The sequence below is a fragment of the Inquilinus sp. KBS0705 genome (assembly GCA_005938025.2).
GTDB lineage: Bacteria > Bacteroidota > Bacteroidia > Sphingobacteriales > Sphingobacteriaceae > Mucilaginibacter.
The window spans coordinates 1-20,354 of the sequence record VCCI02000008.1; the positions used below are offsets into that span (position 1 = coordinate 1).

Annotated in this window: 20 protein-coding genes; 6 read left to right on the forward strand and 14 right to left on the reverse strand. The window is 42.6% G+C overall.

Annotated features, from left to right (window positions below; translation table 11 throughout):
* Nucleotides 1–13 precede the first annotated feature (13 nt).
* The 5 genes from FFF34_019465 to FFF34_019485 form a co-directional block, all read right to left on the reverse strand.
* Nucleotides 14–964, reverse strand: a complete 951-nt coding sequence (locus FFF34_019465) for a bifunctional riboflavin kinase/FAD synthetase (GenBank protein ID TSD62140.1) — start codon at nt 962–964, stop codon at nt 14–16.
* Between the two features lie 67 nt (nt 965–1,031).
* Entirely contained in the window at nt 1,032–1,760 is a 729-nt protein-coding gene (truB, locus tag FFF34_019470) for a tRNA pseudouridine(55) synthase TruB (protein TSD62141.1), read from the reverse strand.
* Between the two features lie 10 nt (nt 1,761–1,770).
* Nucleotides 1,771–2,565: an undecaprenyl-diphosphate phosphatase gene (locus tag FFF34_019475; protein ID TSD62142.1), complete on the reverse strand. Its 795-nt coding sequence runs from the start codon at nt 2,563–2,565 to the stop codon at nt 1,771–1,773.
* On the reverse strand, nt 2,565–2,837 hold the full coding sequence (locus FFF34_019480) for a DUF3098 domain-containing protein (GenBank protein ID TSD62143.1): 273 nt from the start codon (nt 2,835–2,837) through the stop codon (nt 2,565–2,567). Before FFF34_019480 ends, FFF34_019475 begins: the two co-directional genes overlap by 1 nt.
* 40 nt (nt 2,838–2,877) lie before the next feature.
* Nucleotides 2,878–3,756: an FtsX-like permease family protein gene (locus tag FFF34_019485; protein TSD62144.1), complete on the reverse strand. Its 879-nt coding sequence runs from the start codon at nt 3,754–3,756 to the stop codon at nt 2,878–2,880.
* A gap of 143 nt (nt 3,757–3,899) precedes the next feature.
* Between FFF34_019485 and FFF34_019490 the strand changes: the two genes are divergently transcribed.
* The gene (locus tag FFF34_019490) at nt 3,900–4,151 is read left to right on the forward strand and encodes a hypothetical protein (protein ID TSD62145.1); all 252 of its coding nucleotides are present in this window, start codon (nt 3,900–3,902) and stop codon (nt 4,149–4,151) included.
* A 1-nt stretch (nt 4,152) separates the two neighbouring features.
* Here FFF34_019490 and FFF34_019495 read toward each other — a convergent pair whose 3' ends face one another.
* Entirely contained in the window at nt 4,153–5,958 is a 1,806-nt protein-coding gene (locus tag FFF34_019495) for an ABC transporter ATP-binding protein (protein TSD62146.1), read from the reverse strand.
* Nucleotides 5,959–6,049: 91 nt separating this feature from the next.
* On the reverse strand, nt 6,050–6,799 hold the full coding sequence (truA, locus tag FFF34_019500) for a tRNA pseudouridine(38-40) synthase TruA (protein ID TSD62147.1): 750 nt from the start codon (nt 6,797–6,799) through the stop codon (nt 6,050–6,052).
* 133 nt (nt 6,800–6,932) lie between these two features.
* On the opposite strand from truA, the gene FFF34_019505 reads away from it, so the two are divergent.
* The gene (locus FFF34_019505) at nt 6,933–7,400 is read left to right on the forward strand and encodes a DUF4293 family protein (protein ID TSD62148.1); all 468 of its coding nucleotides are present in this window, start codon (nt 6,933–6,935) and stop codon (nt 7,398–7,400) included.
* A 2-nt stretch (nt 7,401–7,402) separates the two neighbouring features.
* On the opposite strand, the gene FFF34_019510 is transcribed toward FFF34_019505, so the two are convergent.
* A complete protein-coding gene (locus tag FFF34_019510; protein ID TSD62149.1) occupies nt 7,403–8,275 on the reverse strand; it encodes an alpha/beta hydrolase in 873 nt (290 codons plus the stop codon).
* Between the two features lie 273 nt (nt 8,276–8,548).
* On the opposite strand from FFF34_019510, the gene FFF34_019515 reads away from it, so the two are divergent.
* On the forward strand, nt 8,549–10,396 hold the full coding sequence (locus FFF34_019515) for a DEAD/DEAH box helicase (GenBank protein TSD62150.1): 1,848 nt from the start codon (nt 8,549–8,551) through the stop codon (nt 10,394–10,396).
* A 115-nt stretch (nt 10,397–10,511) separates the two neighbouring features.
* Here FFF34_019515 and FFF34_019520 read toward each other — a convergent pair whose 3' ends face one another.
* The 5 genes from FFF34_019520 to FFF34_019540 all read right to left on the reverse strand — a co-directional run bounded on the left by FFF34_019520 (nt 10,512) and on the right by FFF34_019540 (nt 15,181).
* Nucleotides 10,512–10,838, reverse strand: coding sequence for a hypothetical protein (locus FFF34_019520; protein TSD62151.1), 327 nt, complete (start codon nt 10,836–10,838; stop codon nt 10,512–10,514).
* 53 nt (nt 10,839–10,891) lie between these two features.
* On the reverse strand, nt 10,892–11,170 hold the full coding sequence (locus tag FFF34_019525; protein ID TSD62169.1) for a hypothetical protein: 279 nt from the start codon (nt 11,168–11,170) through the stop codon (nt 10,892–10,894).
* 131 nt (nt 11,171–11,301) lie between these two features.
* Nucleotides 11,302–12,309, reverse strand: a complete 1,008-nt coding sequence (locus FFF34_019530; protein TSD62152.1) for an NAD(P)H-dependent glycerol-3-phosphate dehydrogenase — start codon at nt 12,307–12,309, stop codon at nt 11,302–11,304.
* Nucleotides 12,310–12,462: 153 nt separating this feature from the next.
* Nucleotides 12,463–13,800, reverse strand: coding sequence for an efflux RND transporter periplasmic adaptor subunit (locus FFF34_019535; protein ID TSD62153.1), 1,338 nt, complete (start codon nt 13,798–13,800; stop codon nt 12,463–12,465).
* Between the two features lie 28 nt (nt 13,801–13,828).
* Nucleotides 13,829–15,181, reverse strand: a complete 1,353-nt coding sequence (locus tag FFF34_019540) for a TolC family protein (GenBank protein TSD62154.1) — start codon at nt 15,179–15,181, stop codon at nt 13,829–13,831.
* A gap of 89 nt (nt 15,182–15,270) precedes the next feature.
* Between FFF34_019540 and FFF34_019545 the strand changes: the two genes are divergently transcribed.
* From FFF34_019545 to FFF34_019555, 3 genes are all read left to right on the forward strand, one after another.
* Nucleotides 15,271–15,894, forward strand: coding sequence for a polysaccharide deacetylase family protein (locus tag FFF34_019545; protein TSD62155.1), 624 nt, complete (start codon nt 15,271–15,273; stop codon nt 15,892–15,894).
* A 342-nt stretch (nt 15,895–16,236) separates the two neighbouring features.
* Nucleotides 16,237–18,504 carry an aconitate hydratase gene (locus tag FFF34_019550; GenBank protein TSD62156.1) on the forward strand — a complete coding sequence of 756 codons (2,268 nt, stop codon included), beginning with the start codon at nt 16,237–16,239 and terminating at the stop codon, nt 18,502–18,504.
* Nucleotides 18,505–18,676: 172 nt separating this feature from the next.
* Nucleotides 18,677–19,225 (forward strand): hypothetical protein, encoded by a 549-nt coding sequence (locus FFF34_019555; GenBank protein ID TSD62157.1) that lies wholly within the window; start codon nt 18,677–18,679, stop codon nt 19,223–19,225.
* 406 nt (nt 19,226–19,631) lie between these two features.
* Here the strand turns inward: FFF34_019555 and msrA are convergent, their stop codons facing one another.
* The gene (msrA, locus tag FFF34_019560; protein TSD62158.1) at nt 19,632–20,123 is read right to left on the reverse strand and encodes a peptide-methionine (S)-S-oxide reductase MsrA; all 492 of its coding nucleotides are present in this window, start codon (nt 20,121–20,123) and stop codon (nt 19,632–19,634) included.
* Nucleotides 20,124–20,354 lie beyond the last annotated feature (231 nt).

The window sequence follows — 20,354 nt, forward strand, 5'->3', positions numbered from 1 at the left end:
TCCGGGCTTTTGTCTACGTATCAAACTGCGGGCCATTGATAACCAGTAGTGCCTGCACGTCTTCTTTGTCTTTACCCAACTGCAGGGTTAACTCTTCGAGCGAAGAGAATTTAATATCACCGCGTACAAAATGTAAAAATTCCATGCGCAATTGTTTATTGTATATGTCGCCGCTAAAGTCAAATATATTTACCTCGATATTGCGGGTCATGCCGTTAACGGTTGGGCGGTGGCCAATGTAGGCCATGCCGGCGTATTCTTTACCCTCTACCTTCACCTTTACAGCAAAAATGCCATCGGCAGGTATTAGCTTATAGCGCTCTTCCAGCATCAGGTTAGCTGTGGGATAGCCTAACTGGCGGCCTAACTGGTCGCCGCGTATCACCTTGCCTGTTATAAAAAACGGATATCCCAAGCATTCGTTGGCTACATATATTTCATTGGCTAACAAAGCAGCCCGTATACGCGTAGAACTGATGGCTACGTCGTTAATATCCTGCTCGGGTATCTCAACCACCTCAAAACCATATTGTGGCGCCAGGCGCAGCAAATCCGCTAATCCGCCTTGCCTGTCCTTGCCAAAACGATGGTCGTAACCTATCACAATTTTTTTGGTGCCTATTTGGTTCACCAAAACATCGCGTATATAAGCCTCGGGCGATTGGTTAGAAAAATCCCGGGAAAATGGTGTAATTATTAAATGATCTACGCCTAACTGTTCAAGCAGTTCAGCTTTTTCATCCATCGTGGTGATCAGCTTGATGCTTTCGTCTTCGGGATGCAGTATCATCCGCGGATGCGGGAAAAAAGTTAAAATAACCGTTTCGCCACCCGATGCATCGGCAAGTTCTTTAATGCGCGATATGATCTTACGGTGCCCAATGTGCACGCCATCAAAAGTACCAATGGTAACCACGGCATTTTTAACAGGCTCAAACTCGTCTATATGGTGATAAACCCTCATATTATTGCCACAAAGGTAAACGCAGAAAGCACAAAGCAGAAAGGTTTTTGTTTATTCAATATAATATTTACAAACCGGGCGTTTCAGCAGGTGCCGATTTTAAGTTGCGGATGGCAGCCACCAGGTCCATAACTTCGTGTGCATCCTCTATCCGGTAATTGCCGCTTCGCGTTCTTCGCAATGCCGATAGGTAGGCACCGTTATTCAGGGCAGCGCCAAAATCGTTTATTAATGATCGTATGTAGGTGCCTTTGCTGCATACTACTCTAAAATCAACTTCGGGCAGTTCTATACGTGTAATTTCAAATTCGCTGATGGTTACATTGCGCAGACGCAGTTCTACATCTTCGCCACGGCGGGCCTTTTCGTACAGGCGCTCGCCATCAATTTTTATAGCCGAGTGGGCGGGTGGATATTGCTGTATATCGCCAGTAAATTGCGCGGTGGCGCCCTTTATTTGGTCGTTGGTTAAATGGCCGGTTTCAAACTTGGCCTCAGGTTCGCTTTCCAAATCGTAGGTAGGGGTGGTAGCACCTAATATCATGGTACCCGTATACTCCTTTTCCTCAGCCTGGAAGGTATCTATCTGCTTGGTCATTTTACCGGTGCAGATAATGAGCAGGCCGGTAGCCAGGGGATCAAGCGTGCCGGCGTGGCCCACCTTTAGTTTTAATGGCTTAAATGAATTGCGCAGTTTGCCAACTACATCAAAGCTTGTCCACTCGTAGGGTTTGTTAACCAGTAATAGCTGGCCGTCGGCAAAATCTTGAATACTATTGAAGGAATTGTTGCTCAATACCGGATGCTTAAATAACTTGTAAGTTGTGGCCGCTTACGTATAGGATGATGATAACGCCACCTACCAAAATACGGTACCAGCCAAATAGCTGAAAACCGCGTTTCTCTAAAAAAGTAATAAAGGTTTTAATAGCTAACAAGGCTACTATAAAGGCGATAACGTTACCAATAGCCAGCAGCTTTATCTCCTCGCCGGTTACTACGTGGCCTTCTTTGTAAAAATCGTATAGTTTTTTAGCGGTGGCTGCAAACATGGTTGGTACCGCTAAAAAGAATGAGAATTCGGCAGCAGCCTTACGGGTAAGTTTTTGCGACATACCACCTACAATTGTAGCCGCAGAGCGCGAAGTACCGGGTATCATAGACAAGCACTGGAAAAAGCCGATCTTTAAAGCCGTTAAGTAGCTGATCTCTTTTTCTTCTTTAACATCGGGTTTGTTAAACCATTTATCAACAAACAGCAGTATTATACCACCAATAAACAGGGTGATGCCTACGGTTAAAGCACTCTCTAAAAGCGCGTCAATTTTTTTGCTAAACAGCAGCCCAAATACAGCGGCGGGTATAAACGCTACCAATAGTTTGTAATAAAAATCGAGTGTTTGAAAAAAACGTTTAAAGTATAATACCACTACCGATAGTATGGCACCTAACTGTATGGCCACAGTAAACAGTTTTACAAAATCATCGCTTTGTATACCCATTACCGATGATGCAATGATCATGTGCCCGGTTGATGATATCGGCAAAAACTCGGTGATGCCCTCTATAATAGCAAGGACAATTACGTGGATAATATTCATTATTTAGTTGACGGCTTTTTTAGGATAGCATAAAAACCTAAAGCAAAACCGGCAAGCACAACAATAGGCGCTATAACAATTTTGGTGTTACTGTAAATATCGGTTGTGCCGCTCATTAATATAAAACCTAATGCTACCACCGCAATACTGATGATGAGCAAACGATAGTTTTCTTTACCAAAAATGAATTGTACAGGTATGGTGTTGTTTGTTTTTTCTGTTGATGCTGCCGTTGTTTTAACCGGGCCTGCAGGCTTAACTGTTTGTGCCATATATCTTATTATTAAATTCTTTATTGTTAATTATTATAAACTACCGGTAAAGATCGTAGATCTTTAAACGTAAAAATTTGTTAACCGCCAAAAACGTACTAAATGCCGATATAAATATACCAATACCTATAACGCCTATAAACACGATACCAAATTCGGTATAGCTTTGCAGTATAACTAGGTCGGGTATTTGTTTGTTGGCTATGTAAAGGGTGCCTATTAATATTACAATAGATATTAAAGCGCCTAATAAGCCATGCCATATGCCATACAGCAAAAATGGCTTGCGTATAAAACCTTTAGTAGCGCCTACCAATTGCATTGATTTTATTAAAAAACGCTGCGAGTAAATAGCCAGCCTTATAGTGTTGTTTATTAACGCTACTGACAGTATTACAAATATACCGGCAAACACCAATATAATTAAGCTAATGGAGGTAAGGTTCTGGTTCATTTGGTCAACCAACGATTGTTGGTATTTTACCTCTTTAACCAATGGGTTTTTTAATAGTTCAGCTTTAAATTTGTCTATACCGGCATTGTTGGCGTAGTCCGCCTTTAGGTAAACATCTAAGGATTGAGATAAGGGGTTGTAGCCCAAAAATTTTACAAAGTCTTCGCCAAGATCTTTTTGCAGGTTGCGTGCCGCCAGCTCCTTGCTAACATATTTGGTTTCTTTCACCATTACATTGGCATCCAGTTGTTTTTGCAATTGCAGCACATCAGTTTCATGAGCCGAGTCGTCCATAAAAATGTTTAACACTATGTTTTCTTTTACATAGCGCGACAGGTTATTGGCATGTACCAATATTAAGCCCAGCAGCCCTATCATCAACAAAACCATGGCTATACCAAAAACGGTAGATATATATATCGTTTTTACTTTTTTAGACGATTCGCTTGCTTCAAATTCTTCCATAATGCTTTATATATGCTGCGCGTAAGTTGCGAAATTAACAAACGCGCCCTAAAGGTAAAAGTTTATGGCTGATTATTAACAATATTTAACGCAAGGCAAGGTATGGCCTCTAAACAAAACCCACAACTGCCTGTTAATACATCATGACAACACCAGCAAACAATCATGATAAACCATCGCCGGCAGATACCCCTACCAACAGGCCAAATGATGAAGGCCATAAAAGCGTGGTAAAAAAGGAAGATAAGGAATATCATGCCGACGAACCTGAACAGGAAAACGTCGCAAAATATTACGAAAACCGCGAACAGCCGGTACAAACAGTTAAGGACGCGCCCAAAGCCGATCAGCCCGATGCAAGCGATGATGATGCCCGCCGCCTGGAGTCAAAGTAAATTATAAGGGTTTGGCTATACCTGCCGAGTTAAACTGCAGATCGTACAGTTTGCGGTAATAGCCGTTATCAATCCGCAATAGTTCCTGGTGGGTACCCATTTCTTTTATCTCGCCATGATCAAGCACTATTATCTTATCAGCATTTTGTATGGTAGATAAACGGTGTGCTATCACAATAGCTGTGCGGCCTTGCATCAGCTTGTTAATTGCATTTTGTATCAGCAGTTCGGTTTCGGTATCTACCGAAGAGGTAGCCTCATCCAATACCAATATAGCCGGATTATAAACAAGGGCCCGTATAAACGATATGAGTTGCGCCTGCCCGGCCGATAGCGTTGCGCCACGCTCCATTACGTTGTAATCGTACCCGCCGGGTAACCGTTCAATAAAATCGTGCGCGCCTACATCTTTTGCCGCTTTAATAATTTCGTCGCGGGTGATGTTGAGATTATTCAGACTGATGTTGTTGGCAATGGTATCTGTAAACAAAAAAACATCCTGTATAACCGTGGCAATTTTGGATCGCAGGTAGTTTACCCGGTATTCCCGGATGTCTATATCATCAACTTTCACCTCACCTTTACCAATATCATAAAAACGGTTAAGTATATTGATGGTTGATGATTTACCCGCACCGGTTGCACCAACCAATGCCAGCGTTTCGCCGGGTTTAATATGAAAGCTGATATCTTTAAGTACCCAGTTCTCGTCGTTGTAGGCAAACCAAACTTTGTTGAACGCTATTTCGCCGGCCAAATTTGCGGGTGCCAGCTTGCCGTTATCAGTAGCTACTTCGTCGGTATCTAATACTTTAAAAATACGGTCGGCACCTACCATACCCATTTGTAGGGTGTTAAACTTATCGGCCAACTGACGTATCGGGCGAAAAAGCATATTAAGCAAAACAATAAACCCGGTAATAACACCCGGTGTAATGCCGCCCGGCGAAGCCGAAAGGCTGTGCAACTGCTGATCATTTAAAATACGCTTACAGCCATACCATACCAACAGGGCCATACAAATGGCAAACAAAATCTCTACCACCGGGAAAAAGATAGAGTAATACCAGTTAGAGCGGATGTTGGCATCGCGATACTTTTGGTTTACCGCCTTAAACTTGCGCATCTCCTGGTCTTCGCGGGAAAAATATTGGATGATGCTTATCCCGCTGATGTGTTCGGCCAAAAAGGTATTAAGTTGCGCCACCTGGGTGCGGACTTCCTGAAACGATGATTTAATAGCCTCTTTAAATACATAGGTTGATGCAAATAAAAACGGCATAGGTATAAGCGTTATTAAAGCTAATTTCCAATCCTGGTAAAGCATATAGCCAATTACAGCGAATACCAGCAGCATATCGCCCATTATGGATATCAATCCCTCCGAAAATATATCAGCGATGGTTTCCAGGTCGGATACTGTACGTGTGATGAGCATACCTATAGGGGTACGGTCGAAATATTTTAAGCGCAGGCTGGTGATGTGGTTAAAAATATCTATCCGCAGGTCTTTAATAACCGATTGGCCCAACGAGTTGGTCAAAAAGGTCTGATAATACTGCGCTATAGTCTGAACCAGCAGCTGCCCTATCATCAACTCTATCATCAATACCAGGCCGCTGTAATTATTTGTAAGGATGTATTTATCAAGTGTTAGCTGTATCAGTATGGGTTGTACCAAAGCAATAGCCGCCAAAAAAATGGTAAGGAATGCTGCCAATATAAAAACACCCATGTACGGTTTTACATAGTGCATTACCCGGCGCAATAATTTCCAGTCTAAGGCTTTACCTGTTACTTCACTCATTTTTTACTTAAAATTCAAAGCTCTAAAACCTAAATTCTAAATTCTAAAAAAACGCTTTAGAGTTTAGCTTTTAGAATTTAGCGTTTCACATTTATATATAAGGATATTTTACTTCTGTTAAGTACAAGCCGCACGCGGGTACACTCATGCCTGCTTTGCTGCGGTTTTTGCTTTCAATTATTTGGCGTATATCTTCGGGCTGCATTTCGCCTTTGCCCACCATCATTAATGTGCCCACAATGGCGCGTACCATATTACGCAAAAACCTGTCAGCAGATATATGGAAAACCATGCCATTAGCTATTTGTACCCACTCTGCTTTTACAATTTTACAATTATTGGTTTTAGTTTGGGTATTCGATTTGCTAAAACAGCTAAAATCTGAGTATTCCATGATAATTGCAGCCGCTGTGTTCATCAGCTCAAGGTTAGGCCTATCGCGCAACAACCACGAGTAGCCATGCAAAAATGGATCCTTTTCAAAATGCACATGGTACTCGTAGCTCCGTAAAGTGGCATCAAACCTTGCATGCGCTTCGGGTACTACCGGTATAATGCGTTTAATGGCGATATCATGCGGCAGTAGGGCGTTTACACTTCGCTGGTCCATGGTCCATGGTCCATGGTCTATGGTCTCTATGTCAAAATGCGCAAAATATTCTTTTGCATGCACGCCGGTATCCGTGCGGCCGCAGCCGATGGTTTCAATAGGCTGGCGCAGCAAGGTACTAAGTGCTTTGTTTAATAGCTCCTGTATGCTTACGGCATTTTGCTGTACCTGCCAGCCATGGTACTTGGTACCATCGTAACTCAGCTTAATAAAATACCGTTGATTTGACACGCGGCAAAGTTAAGCTTTGTTATAGAGGTTGCAAGGGTTAAAAATGTTGCAAAAGTTGAATTTATAAGCTATTTATATCTGCTATATTTGCGCAGTTAACGTTTATAACAAAGCAACATTTACAATTACAATCATGCTACAACGAATACAATCTATATACCTGTTATTTGCCTCACTGGTGCTTTTTGGCCTGTTTATTTTCCCTTTAGCGCATGGCATTTATGTTAACGGCAAACTGGTGAACATTATGGTTACCGGCGTTTACGAAAACATAAACGGGCAGGACCAGCACACCCAAACCTTTACCGCGCTAATTGGCATGACTGCCATAGCGGCTTTAATACCCCTGATAGTAATATTTATGTACAAAAACCGCAAGCAGCAAATAACATTATGCTACAGCGCCGTGTTATTACTTATTGGCTACAGCTTTTGGATGGCACAAACAGTAAAAAAAGTTGTCGGCGATATTACCCTCGAGTATAAAAATATGGGTATAGGCCTGTTCCTTACTTCTCTAAGCATCATCCTTATCATTTTCGCTGTAAAAGCCATTCAAAGAGATGAGAAACTGGTAAAGTCAGCAGATAGGTTAAGGTAGTTTTAATTAAACCTGCCATACTTCTCAATCTTCCTATATGGCTTGGCAAAAAAATCGCCAACTACCTGGTTAAACATATCGTGGTAAACCAAAGGTGTAGAGTGGCCTGAATTTGGCAATATCCACAGGTACGACTTTTTAATAGCTTCAGCAATAAGCAATGTGTGCTTGGTGTTGATCACATCATGGTCGCCACCTATTACCAGCGTGGGGCAGGTAATTTTGCTTAGTGCTTCTACCTTTATATTGGGCTCGTAGGATAGCAAGTGCAATAATTTTACATCATTCTTTTGCTCATCAGTAATACTTTTCATCTTTTTAATAGTATCCTGCGCAATCTTGTTTTGCTTCATAACCATGGTATAAACAAAGGGATCAACGGCTGTACTATCGGGCCATAAATTAGCGCCTGTAACAGCAAGTTTCTTCACTTTGTCAGGATGGTTTATAGCCAATAACAAGCCTTCTATCCCTCCGTCGCTCCAGCCTATTACATTAGCTTCTTTCACTTTCAAATGCTCCAGCAGGCCGTTAAGGTCATCGGCCATCATTTCGTAACTGATGGAATCTTTGTTATCTATTGATTTTCCCTGCGCGCGGCTATCTGCCAATATTACCCGGTAATTTTTTGCAAAGTATGGTATTTGGTATACAAAATTTTTGATCGACCCGCCGTTACCATGTATAATGAGCATGGGTTCGCCTTTGCCATACACTTCGTAATACATATTAAACCCGCGCTGGGTTACAAATTTACCAACCGCCTTGTTACGGCCGTACATGGTAGTATCCATCGGGTTTTTCTGCTGCGCATAGCAAAGGCTGGCGGTAAGCATACATAGTATAGCTAAGGTTGTGGCTTTAAGGTTTTTCATGCTTGTTTTTTGTATGCATTAAATATATATAATATATCAAACCATTATACCATGTATTAATACTTCTAACAAACTATACTTTGCTAATACTATTACTGCACTAAATCAAAAACAAATCCCATAAAAAACTTGCTGATATTTAGTATGTTATGGCAGGTTATAGCATAAATTTTATCATTATTAAAAATTTGCAAATTGGTATTTGATTAATAATTTATAAATAGTACCTTTGCAGCCGATTTGGCGATGTAGCCAAATACGTTATTTTAATTCATGAACCCATTTATTAATCTGGGAATCCGTCATGATATTGTTAATGCCATCTCTGAGTTAGGATTTGAAAATCCTACGCCAATCCAGGAACAGTCAATTCCGGTATTGTTAACAGGCAGCAACGATTTTGTCGGATTAGCCCAAACAGGGACCGGTAAAACAGCTGCTTTTGGACTGCCGCTATTAGAACTGCTCGATTTCGAAGAAAATCATCCGCAAGCGCTTGTTTTATGCCCAACACGTGAACTTTGTTTACAGATCACGAACGACATTAAAAACTACGCCAAAAAAATGAACAACGTTAACGTTGTTGCCGTTTATGGCGGTGCAAGCATTCAAGATCAATTACGCCAAATTAAACGCGGTGTACAGATAGTTGTTGCTACACCCGGCCGTATGCTCGACATTATTAACCGTAAAGCGATCGATTTTTCGCAGGTTAAGTTTGTAGTATTAGACGAGGCTGATGAAATGCTCAACATGGGCTTCCAGGAAGACATTGACAGTATCTTATCTACCACTCCGGACGAGAAAAAAACATGGCTATTTTCAGCCACTATGCCTTCTGAAGTTAGAAGGATCGCTAAAAAATACATGGATAACCCTTTTGAGTTAACCATGGGCGAAAAAAATACAGGTAACGTTAATATCGACCACGAGTACTATGTAGTACGTGCCCGCGATAAATATGCTGCTTTTAAGCGTATTGTTGATAATAACCCCGAGATTTTTGGTATTGTATTTTGCCGTACCAAAATTGAAACTCAGGAAATTGCCGAATCGCTAATAAAAGACGGTTACAACGCCGACTCTTTACACGGCGACTTATCGCAACAACAACGCGATAAGGTAATGAAACGCTACCGCGAACGCAGCTTGCAATTGTTAATTGCTACTGATGTTGCCGCACGGGGTATTGATGTTAACGACGTTACACACGTTATTAACTACTCGTTACCTGATGAGATAGAAAATTACACCCACCGAAGCGGCCGTACAGCCCGTGCCGGTAAAACTGGTGTATCTATCGCTATCATCAACAGTAAAGAGCTTGGTAAAATTCGCCAGATAGAGCGTGTTATTGGTAAAAAGTTTGTAAAAGCCGAAATACCAACCGGGTTTGATGTTTGCGAAAAACAACTATTTGCATTAATACATAAAGTACATAATGTAGAGGTTAACGAAGCTCAGATAGAGCAATACATCCCACGTATTATGGATGAATTTGCCGAGTTAAGCAAAGAAGAAGTTATTAAACGCTTTGCATCGTTAGAGTTTAACCGCTTTTTAGATTATTATAAAAATGCACCCGACCTTAACGCCCCTGCAGATGATTTCCGCAGAGATGGCGAGAGAGGCGACCGCGGTATGCGCGACTCGGGTGGTAAATCAGAATATACACGCTTGTTTATCAATTTAGGTAGTGTTGATGAATTTAACCGCGGCGATTTGCTGGGTTACATTTGCAACAACTCTAAAATAAGCGGCCGTACTGTTGGTAAAATTGATGTTAAAGGTGTTTACTCTTTCTTTGAAGTAAACAACGGCGATGTTGAGCAGGTAATGAATAACTTTAAAGGCGTTGAGTTTAAAGGCCGCGAAGTTAGGATAGAAGTATCTGGCGAAGGTACCAGCAGCCCACGCAGTGGCGGTAGCGATAGACGCGAAGGTGGTTACCAAAGGCGCGAAGGCGGCGGCGGTTACAACCGCGACAGAAATAGTGGTGGTGGCGATAGACGCGAAGGCGGTTTTAACAGAGACAGGAACAGAAGCGCCGGTGGCGGTGGTTTCCGCGACTTTTCTGGCAAACCGCGCGAAGAACGCCCGGAACGCCGCAGAAGATTCTAATAGTAAAATTAGTTTAGTTAGTTAGTTTTCATAGCTCCCGTGGTTGGGAGCATAGTTTTAGTTTAGTTTTGTTTACAAAGCCTCTCGTTTGCGCCAGCACTCGGGAGGTTTTTGTTTAACGGGTAAACTCAACCATTACCGAATCGGGGAACATTAAATTAAGGTTATGGTCGTCCAGCTTTTGTATTACAAACCTGGTGTAAGGCTGGTTGCCCTCAAATGATGTAAATATGCTATCGGCCTTTACAAAATAGTCTTCGGCATTTTGTTCGTCATTATCCATAATAAACTTTTTGCCGGTTATTTTTAAGCTGGTATTACCTGTTTTTCCTTTCCAATTGCCCTGTAATTTAGCCGGGGCGGTACTACTATTACCGCAGGCAACAAAAACCAATGCAAAGGCAACAAAAACGTGTATAAATATCAGCGCGTAATTTTTCATTTGTATCTAAGGTATAAAAAAGCATCTGCCAATGGCAGATGCTTTCAGGTTTGTTAATTTTCAGGCTTATCAACCAGCTCGGCCTTGGGTACATATACCTTATGGCCCTTTGTGTTGATGTAATAATAAGCCGAGTTTTTATCAATATAAATAGATTGGCCGCCCGGTGCAGCCTTTCCTTCATATTTTTTATCCGCCACGGCTGCTGCTCCTTTTGCCGCTACCTCTGATGTTTTGTGACCTACCTTTTTAGCAGTTGTTGATGTGGCGTGGCCAACATCTTTAGCTGCGCTTGAGGTGGCATGCCCTACCTTTTTAGCGGTGCTGCCTATCTTTTGGCCAACGGTTGTATCTTTATGTGTTTGCGCGTTGCTTTGTGCTGCGATAAATAAACCCGAAGCAAACAAAGCTGTTTTAAACAAATTTTTCATGATGTGATGTATCAATTAAGTTAACTGCTTAATTAACTCAATTTTTCTGCCAGTTTGCGCATTTCTGCCACAGGGGAACTCTTCTTGTATAAAATAGCGTAAACAGCCTCGCAAATGGGCATATCTACCTTGTATTCTTTATTAACCTGGTGTAGGCAATTTACTGCATAATATCCTTCGGCAATCATATTCATTTCTAACTGTGCCGATGTTACGGTGTAGCCCTTTCCTATCATATTACCAAAGGTGCGGTTGCGGCTAAACTGCGAATAGGCTGTAACAAGCAGATCGCCCAGGTAGGCCGATTCTTTTATGTCACGATCTATAGGATGCACCACGTCAACAAAACGTTCCAGCTCGCGTATGGCATTTGATATTAATACCGACTGAAAATTATCGCCATAACCTACCCCATGGCAAATACCACTGGCAATAGCATATACGTTTTTAAGCACAGCGCCATACTCTGTCCCGTAAATGTCGTCAGATACGATGGTCTTGATATACCGGGTGCTTAGCATTCCCGCAAATTCGGCTGCAAGGGCCGTATCCTGCGATGCGATAGTGAGGTACGATAGTTTCTCCAACGCCACCTCCTCGGCATGGCAAGGGCCGCTTATCACCAAAAAGTGATCAAAGGGTATATTATAGTTTTCGTGCAAAAACTCCCCTATTATCTGGTTTTCATCAGGTACTATCCCCTTAATGGCCGATACTATTTTTTTACCTGCTAAATCTTGGGGCGTAATACCGGCCAGGGCTTCTTTTAAAAATGCCGCAGGTACATTCAGCAATATAAAATCAGATTTTTGAATAAGCGCTTTAAGATCTGTAGAGATGTTATCTGCAGGCACTTTTATCTCTACAGAGCTAATGTAGTTAGGGTTATGCCCAAATTTTTGGATATGTTCTACCGCCTGCCGATTGCGCATCCACCAAAAAATCTCTTTTTCGGTAGTGTTGTCAGTAAGCATTTTAACGTTGGCTGTTGCCCAGCTGCCACCACCAACTACGGTAATTTTGTTTTTTTGATCAACCATTAATAAGTAAATGTACCCGCAGGCTATTGGTTTTGCTTAATAGCACAAATTAATGAATTTTTATGCACAAAAGCAGAAAGCGGGAAGCTTAAAAGCAGAAAGCACAATACTTTCACTTTTAAGCTTCCCGCTTTTATATTTAGCCTTAGCTAATTAGTCTTTCTTTGCGTCGCCGCTAAATAGTTTGGCTTTATCTACCTTCTCTACTATCATACCATCGTTTAGGGTTTTTGATATGGCTGCAAAAGGGGCCGATACTACATCTTCGCCACCTTTTAAGCCCGATAGCACTTGTATATAAGTATCATCCTGTATACCTGTGGTTACTTCAACCTGCTTAACTTTATTGCCCTGCAGCACAAATACATATTGCTTGGCCGGCGCGGCAATAGTAGTTTTCTTGTCATCAGTTTTACCATTATCAGCACCAGCTGGTTTCTTCTGGTCGCGGGTGGTTACCGATTGTATTGGTACCGATAACGCTTTTACATGACTGGTTTGTATATCAACAGTAGCAGTAAGCCCCGGGCGGAACGGCGAGTGATTTTCGGCATTTTTCCTTAACAGGTCAAGGTACGATTGCTCGGTAATACGCACTTTAACGGTAAAGTTTGTTACCTGGTCGGCGTTGGTACCTACAACATTTGCCGAGCTACCAATTTCTATCACCTGGCCGGCAAATTTTTTGCCTAAAAACGCATCTATCTCAATTTGCGCCTGGTTACCTATTCCAATACGGTTAATATCATTCTCGTTCACATCTACATTAACATCAATTTTGCTCAGGTCAGAGATGGTCATTATTTCGGTACCGGCAAATTGCTGGGTACCTAAAACACGCTCGCCAATCTCTATCGACAGTTTTGAAACAACACCATCAACCGGTGCATATATAGTAGTTTTGGCCAGGTTATCCTGTGCTTCTTTTACTGATGCCTGCGACTGTGCCAAACCATAGGTTGAACCTATAACGTTTTGTTTGGCGGCTTCTAAGCTGGCGCGTGCACCTTCGTAATTTGCTTTAGCCTGTTCAAACTCGGCAACAGTAAGTACCTTTTTGTCGTACAATTCTTTACTGCGTTTGTATATCGACTCCTGGTTGGCAAAAGTAGCCTGCGATTGCTTTAGCATTTGCGATGAGTTACCTACGCTTGCCTTTTGTGTATTGTACGATGCGATAGCGCGGTCATATCCCGATTTTAATATATCAGGGCGAATGCGGCAAAGCAGCTGGCCTTTTTTAACCACGTCGCCTTCTTTAATTGGCAACTCTACAACCTCACCAGATACCTCGGGGCTTATTTTAACCTCAACGTGTGGCTTTATTTTACCACTGGCCGATACCGTTTCGTTAACATCGCGTGTGGCGGCCTTTTCAACCGCTACCTGTGTTAATTGTGGCTTACCTATAAGGCCGGTGGCTTTAGCTATAAGCAATAACACAATTAGTGCGCCTGCGCCTATAAGAATATATTTAGTAGTCTTTCCCATGATATTTTTTTGTAGCGTTTTTTTATAATTAAAGTGTTATTGGGTTTCCAAGATAGTAATCGATCACTTTGGCTCTGAATACAACCTCGTACTGGGCCTGTATCAAATCAAACTGCGACCTGTTTAAATTAGTTAATGATGTATTGTAATCAAGCGAGTTTACAAGGCCTACATTAAAGCGCTGCTGAATCACATTAAAAGCTTCTTTATTGGCATTGTAGGTTTGCAGCGCACTTTGGTACTTTTTGTTTGATGCTTGTACATCCCATACTGCCTGGTATATGATTTTGCTAAGGTTGTTTTTAGCAAGCTGCGAGTTCACCAAAGCATTCTCGTTACTCACTCTTGCCTTGCGTACCGCCGTGCGGGCGGAAAACTGTGTAAAAATTGGTATCTGTAAACCTATACCAACGGCTTGGTTAAAGTTGTTACTTAACTGTGTAAAAAACGGCAAAGCAAGCCCTGCACTTCTGCCGGCATCAGAGTAATTAGAGCCTGCCGAACCGAAAAGCACTATGCTGGGGGAATAATTACCCTTTGCAATTGCAATTTGCTGAGCAGCCGCCTTTTGTCTTCGTTCGGCAAGGTTTACATCAGGGTTGACCGCGAGGGCGGTATTTAATACCGTTTCGGGATCATAAGACGTTAACAGGTCTTTAAACTTACTGATGTCGGGCTTTTCAAAAACGATATTGGTTGCCGGTGGCATCTCCATGTATTGCTTTATCGTGAGTATAGATAACTCTAATTGGTTTTCGGCATTCGTATAATTCAGGTCGGCGGTAGATTGCTGGGCCTTAGCCTGCGAAAGGTCGGCAAGGGTTTGGTTACCTACATCAAAATTCTTTTGCGAGCGATCAACCGATATCTTGGCAACATCAATTTGTTGTTTTGCGGCGGCCACAAGGTCCTGGTTAGTTAGTATTTGCAGGTATTGTGTTACAACATTCAGCACAAGGTCATTCTTAATTTTAGCTGTATTGCTGCGGTCAGCATCAAGCAATAATCTGTTCTCGATAACCTGATTGCGCAGCTGGCCACCCTGGAAAAGCGTAACCTGTGAGTTCACAGCACCATTAAAACCCAAAATACGCTGGTTGGTAAACAAGTTTGTGGATGGGTCAATGCTTCGGCCAAAATAGTACGAAGCATTGGGGTTAGCTGTCAAATTAGGCAGTTGGTTGTATTTTGATTGCTTAAGGTCAAGCTCGGTTAAAGATTCGCTGAATTGTGCCTGCTTGATGGTTAAGTTACGCTCAAGAGTAAGATCGATAGCTTTTTGCAGGGTAATAACTTCCTGCGCTTTTACCTTTATATTAGCCGAGCAAAGCAGAATAAAGCAAGCAATGGTTACTTTTGTGAAGGGTAAGGTTAGTTTCATAATTAGTGGTATACAATTGTAAGTAAAGCTATTTACTTTGCAAGCTTAATTTTTTGTTTATAAGTGAAACGTTTTAACTCCTGTATAGAATGTATCTGGTAAAAACTCCCTGGCTGCTTAAAAAGCTGTATCCCAAGTTAATTTGGAACGCCAATGCCGGTACCCGTTGCATTTATTTGACTTTTGACGACGGCCCTATACCCATTGTTACACCGTTTGTGTTAAATATTTTAAAAAAGCACAATGCCAAAGCTACTTTCTTTTGTATTGGCGACAATATAAGCAAGCACCCCGATATATTTGACCAGCTTAAAACTGATGGCCATGCCATTGGCAATCACACTTTTAACCATTTAAGAGGCTGGGATACAGACGATAACACCTACCTGCAAAACTACCTGCTGGCCGATAAGCTAATAGGGGGCAACATATTCAGGCCGCCCTATGGGCGTATAAAGCGCTCGCAGGTGCGGATGTTGCAAAATGCCCGGCCCGATATTAACATTATAATGTGGGATGTTTTAAGCGGCGATTTTGATATTGGCCTTAAACCTGCCGATTGCCTTAAAAACGTGCTTAAACATACCCGGCCAGGTTCGATAGTTGTTTTTCATGATAGCGTAAAGGCATTTAAGCGATTGGAGTATGTGCTGCCATTGGCCATGGAGCATTGGGTTAAGCAGGGCTACGAGTTTAGGGTTTTACCCTTTTAATTTTTTGCAGGTCCCTGTGTAAAATTTTCCATTTTTTTGTTGCTGCCGCTATAAAATTTTGTTCCAAATTGTTTTGGTGCCTGTTACTAATATAAAATTTTTCATAATATAAACAAGCATAAAACACAATATCTGTTAGAAGATCAAGAACTCCGATAAAACAGTAGTAGGCAAATCAGTTATGGTAACCGCGAATTGTTAACCGCGAATGGCCAACTTATTTAGAACCTATCCAAATAACAATTGACAAGGTTGTGATTTTCAATTACCTGTAATTTTCGTAAATTCGCCGCTACAGCCGGTTACGGCAATTCCGTTTTACCAATAATAAAATCAAACAATATGGCTTTTGATTTAGATATGATCAAAAAGGTTTATGATCGCTACAGCACCCGTGTGGATGCTGCCCGCAAAGCGACCGGTAAACCCCTTACACTCACTGAAAAAATATTATACGCTCACCTTACCGAAGGCGATGCTAAACGTGCCTTTGGACGTGGTACCGACTACGTTGATTTTGCACCCGACCGTGTAGCTATGCAAGATGCTACCGCGCAAATGGCTTTACTGCAGTTTATGCAGGCAGGCCGACCGCAGGTTGCTGTACCGTCAACCGTTCATTGCGATCACTTGATACAAGCTAAAGTTGGCGCCGTTGCCGATTTAAATACTGCCGTTGATATTAACCGCGAGGTTTACGATTTCCTTTCATCGGTATCTGATAAATATGGTATCGGTTTCTGGAAAGCCGGTGCAGGCATCATTCACCAGGTAGTGTTAGAAAACTACGCTTTCCCGGGTGGTATGATGATAGGTACCGACTCGCACACCCCTAACGCGGGTGGTTTGGGTATGGTTGCCATTGGTGTTGGCGGTGCCGATGCCTGCGATGTAATGGCCGGCCTGCCATGGGAGCTAAAATTCCCTAAGCTGCTGGGTGTTAAATTAACAGGTAAACTATCGGGCTGGTCATCAGCTAAGGACGTTATTTTACGTGTTGCCGGTATACTTACTGTAAAAGGTGGTACCGGTTTTATTGTAGAGTACTTTGGCGAGGGCGCACGCTCTATGTCAGCCACCGGTAAAGCAACCATTTGTAACATGGGTGCCGAAATTGGTGCAACCACCTCTATTTTTGGTTACGACGAAAAGGCTGCTATTTACCTGCGCGGTACAAAACGCGAAGAGGTGGCAGATATGGCAGATGCTATTGCCGAACACTTAACAGGCGACGACGAGGTGTATGCTAACCCCGAGCAGTACTTTGACCAGGTGATAGAAATAAACCTGAGCGAGCTTGAACCACATGTTAACGGCCCGTTCACACCGGATCTGGCATGGCCTATATCTAAATTCGCTAAAGCGGTAAAAGAAAACAACTGGCCAGCACAGCTTGAGGTTGGCTTGATAGGCTCATGTACCAATTCATCTTACGAGGATATTACCCGCTCGGCTTCTATCGCCCAGCAGGCTATTGATAAAAATTTACAAACCAAAGCAGAATTTACCATTACGCCAGGCTCGGAGCAGGTGCGTTATACGGTAGAACGCGATGGTTACCTGGATACTTTTGCCAGCATGGGCGGTGTAGTATTGGCTAATGCCTGCGGCCCTTGTATAGGCCAGTGGGCACGTCATACAGACGACCCTACCCGCAAAAACTCTATCATCACATCGTTTAACCGTAACTTTGCTAAACGCCAGGATGGTAACCCCAATACACACGCGTTTGTGGCATCGCCGGAGATTGTTACCGCTTTCGCGATTGCAGGCGACCTAACTTTTAACCCGCTTACCGATACGCTGACAAACAGAAATGGCGAACAGGTAAAACTTGATGAGCCGCAAGGTATCGAGATGCCGGTACGCGGTTACGCGGTAGAAGATGCCGGTTACCAGGCCCCTGCCGAAGATGGCAGCCAGGTACAGGTATTAGTGAGCCCTACTTCATCTCGTTTACAATTACTGGAGCCTTTTACCCCCTGGGAAGGTACCGATATTACCGGTTTAAAACTGCTGATAAAAGCAAAAGGCAAATGTACTACCGACCATATTTCTATGGCGGGCCCATGGTTAAAGTTCCGTGGCCATTTGGACAACATATCAAACAATATGCTGATTGGTGCAATTAACTACTTTAACAACACTGCCGATAGCGTTAAAAACGAACTGACAGGCGAATACGGCCCGGTACCTGCTACCCAGCGCGATTATAAGGCGCATGGCATTGGTACCGTTGTAGTAGGCGACGAAAACTACGGCGAAGGTTCATCTCGTGAGCATGCCGCTATGGAGCCACGCCACCTTGGTGTACGTGCCATACTTGTAAAATCATTTGCCCGTATACACGAAACCAACCTTAAAAAACAAGGCATGTTGGGTATCACCTTTGCCGATACCAACGACTACGACAAAATACAGGAAGACGACACCATTGATATATTAGGCTTAACCACCTTTGCCCCAGGCAAACAGTTAACCGTAGTATTGCACCATGCCGATGGCACAACAGAATCGTTCCCGGTAAACCATACCTATAATGCACAGCAGATAGAGTGGTTTAAAGCCGGCGGCGCTTTAAACATCATCCGCAGGCAAATGGTTAACTAAGTTAAAAGTCAAAATTAAAAAGTAAAAAGCCTTCCCGATTGGGAAGGCTTTTTTTGTGAGATATGAATTGCTAGCGCACGCGTGTCGCGTGCGCTACTATCCTGCTATCGACACACGCGACACGCGTGCGCCAGCAAGGGGATATTTTTATTAATTCCTTATATATTAGAGTATGGATTCATCCCATTTAACCATTGATGTTGATAGAAGTATAGATAGGCAGAGGTTGATTTATAAAAGTAGTTTCAGCCTGTATTTTGAATACTTCAGCCGTTGTTTATTAGCGAGCTGTATGTTTTTTTTAGGTAATATTCTGATCCAAGCCTATGAAATACCTGATCCGTTAGCCACTATAATAATTATATTCCTATCAATATGGTTGCTTGGTAGTTTGTACTTTATAAATAAGTTGAACAAAATTATCGGTTTGAACGATGAAGGAAACAAATTAAAGGTAGCTGCTTTTCTTCATGATAAATTTGATAACATCACCTGTATCTACAGTAGCCACCATATATATATTTACATTAACGAGCCAAAGCCAATTGGCATAACTAAAATTATAACACTTCTTTTTTATAACAACGAAGTTTATTTAAATATTTCAACACTCAATAAAAAAACAGATTCTAAAATGTTTTTATCAGCCACATATGATTATTTTAAAGCGAAAAACATACAGAAAATCTTAGCACAGCAATTAAATCCGATGTCCCGTTAGTCTGGATTTATAATCCTGACTGTAACGATTGCGGATTTGTAATCCGCGTGATAAAATTGTTACGGGGATTGCAAATCCCAAAATACTTAGTCCAGATTGCAAATCCGGACTAACAAAAGAATTTTTTGTGGGTAGATTCCCCATGTCCTTGCGAGGAGGAACGACGTGGCAATCTCATAGGATGCATGATTGCGCACCTGTCCACTGTTATTGCTTCTCCGTTGGCCAACGGAGAAGCAATAACACAGTTTATTAGTTGCATTAAGGGAGATTGCTTCGTGCCTCGCAATGACGCGCGGGGGAGAGAATTAAGCACTTCGCTGCCGCGGGTTTAGCGCAGCGTAATTCGTGGTACCGGCGTACGCCACGCTATTGCCCGCAATGCCATGAGAGCATAATAAACTACTTAACTCAACTTCCAGTCAGGCCTTTCAAAATGGCAGGTATACCCGTAAGGATTTTTTTGCAGGTAATCCTGGTGCTCGGCTTCGGCATCCCAAAAATCGGATGCGGGTACTACTTCGGTAATAATTTTGCCCGGCCAAATGCCTGATGCTTCCATGTCGGCAATTAAGTCGTTAGCGGTATCGCGCTGGCTGTCGTTCAAATAAAATATAGCCGAACGGTAAGACGTTCCTATATCGTTGCCTTGTCTGTTACGGGTGGTAGGATCGTGGATCTGGAAGAAATACTCCAGCAGTTTACGGTAGGATAGCACCGCTGGGTCAAACTCAATGGCAATGCCTTCTGCATGGGTGCCATGGTTACGGTAGGTGGCGTTGGGTACATCGCCGCCGGTATATCCAACCCGCGTCGAAATCACACCGGGTTGTTGCCTTATTAGCTCTTCTACCCCCCAAAAGCAGCCGCCGGCCAGTATCGCTTTTTCTGTATTCATAGTATACAAATATATAAAGGCGGGCGAATGTTTGAGTCTGAGAATTGTCGGGTATAGTTTATAAAGAACAAAAATGCCATTTGGCTGATAAAAGACTGCCCTTGTTGCCCGCTACCGCGAGTTTAGCGCAGCATAACTCGTGGTATATCATACGTAAGCTTGAAGCTTACATCAGCTGAAAGCTGATATCATGCGTACCACGAGTTGAAAACTCGCGGCAGCAGATGGCAA

What these genes read in the sequence shown, in the direction of transcription:
- FFF34_019465 (TSD62140.1), bottom strand. Translation starts at nt 964, where the DNA reads ATGAGGGTTTATCACCATATAGACGAGTTTGAGCCTGTTAAAAATGCC.
- FFF34_019475 (TSD62142.1), bottom strand. Translation starts at nt 2,565, where the DNA reads ATGAATATTATCCACGTAATTGTCCTTGCTATTATAGAGGGCATCACC.
- FFF34_019480 (TSD62143.1), bottom strand. Translation starts at nt 2,837, where the DNA reads ATGGCACAAACAGTTAAGCCTGCAGGCCCGGTTAAAACAACGGCAGCA.
- FFF34_019485 (TSD62144.1), bottom strand. Translation starts at nt 3,756, where the DNA reads ATGGAAGAATTTGAAGCAAGCGAATCGTCTAAAAAAGTAAAAACGATA.
- FFF34_019490 (TSD62145.1), top strand. Translation starts at nt 3,900, where the DNA reads ATGACAACACCAGCAAACAATCATGATAAACCATCGCCGGCAGATACC.
- FFF34_019495 (TSD62146.1), bottom strand. Translation starts at nt 5,958, where the DNA reads ATGAGTGAAGTAACAGGTAAAGCCTTAGACTGGAAATTATTGCGCCGG.
- FFF34_019505 (TSD62148.1), top strand. Translation starts at nt 6,933, where the DNA reads ATGCTACAACGAATACAATCTATATACCTGTTATTTGCCTCACTGGTG.
- FFF34_019510 (TSD62149.1), bottom strand. Translation starts at nt 8,275, where the DNA reads ATGAAAAACCTTAAAGCCACAACCTTAGCTATACTATGTATGCTTACC.
- FFF34_019515 (TSD62150.1), top strand. Translation starts at nt 8,549, where the DNA reads ATGAACCCATTTATTAATCTGGGAATCCGTCATGATATTGTTAATGCC.
- FFF34_019520 (TSD62151.1), bottom strand. Translation starts at nt 10,838, where the DNA reads ATGAAAAATTACGCGCTGATATTTATACACGTTTTTGTTGCCTTTGCA.
- FFF34_019530 (TSD62152.1), bottom strand. Translation starts at nt 12,309, where the DNA reads ATGGTTGATCAAAAAAACAAAATTACCGTAGTTGGTGGTGGCAGCTGG.
- FFF34_019535 (TSD62153.1), bottom strand. Translation starts at nt 13,800, where the DNA reads ATGGGAAAGACTACTAAATATATTCTTATAGGCGCAGGCGCACTAATT.
- FFF34_019540 (TSD62154.1), bottom strand. Translation starts at nt 15,181, where the DNA reads ATGAAACTAACCTTACCCTTCACAAAAGTAACCATTGCTTGCTTTATT.
- FFF34_019545 (TSD62155.1), top strand. Translation starts at nt 15,271, where the DNA reads ATGTATCTGGTAAAAACTCCCTGGCTGCTTAAAAAGCTGTATCCCAAG.
- FFF34_019550 (TSD62156.1), top strand. Translation starts at nt 16,237, where the DNA reads ATGGCTTTTGATTTAGATATGATCAAAAAGGTTTATGATCGCTACAGC.
- FFF34_019555 (TSD62157.1), top strand. Translation starts at nt 18,677, where the DNA reads ATGGATTCATCCCATTTAACCATTGATGTTGATAGAAGTATAGATAGG.
- msrA (TSD62158.1), bottom strand. Translation starts at nt 20,123, where the DNA reads ATGAATACAGAAAAAGCGATACTGGCCGGCGGCTGCTTTTGGGGGGTA.